General features: G+C 41.0%; 1 protein-coding gene. It reads right to left on the reverse strand.

Annotated features, from left to right (window positions below; all coding sequences use genetic code 11):
- Nucleotides 1-211: 211 nt before the first annotated feature.
- Nucleotides 212-524: GTP cyclohydrolase, FolE2/MptA family (locus tag A3762_RS06235; RefSeq protein WP_197469072.1), on the reverse strand; the 313-nt coding region annotated here is incomplete at its 5' end.

The following is a 524-nucleotide window of genomic DNA, read 5'->3' on the forward strand; positions in this document are numbered from 1 at the left end:
ACTTGATTAAGATATCTTTCACCATACAAGTCTAAGAATTGCTTTGTCTTAAAGTCTCGTATGTCCTGCAAAGCAGTGATTCTCTCTTCAATAAACTCTATAGACAGCGGGATGCCGCACTCCACCGTAATGCAATGCTTCCATTCTTCGTAATTTCTTGGGATCACATCTTCCATCATTCTCTATTTCCTCGTTTTTCTTGGGGCGCTTTTCATTCGCTAAATTTATAATCGATCGCTACAGCATTGTGTGCATGCAAGCTTTCTTGATGTTCAACCTTGAACCAATAATCCACCACGCCATTCATATGCTCTAAGCTGTCTTTTAAGCGTCTCGCTGCGTCCTCACAAAACATCAAGTTATCTGCATTAAGTTTGGCAAATGCCTGCTCGTCTTGACGTTTGACCGCCGTTTGAACAGGCGTACCAATCGCTTTTTCAACATCAAAAATTAGCTCATCAAACTCGAACCATTCATTGGGAGCTAAGATCAATTTAATGTACGCGTAAGAACGCTGACTATGT

Source organism: Oleiphilus sp. HI0125 (assembly GCF_001635355.1).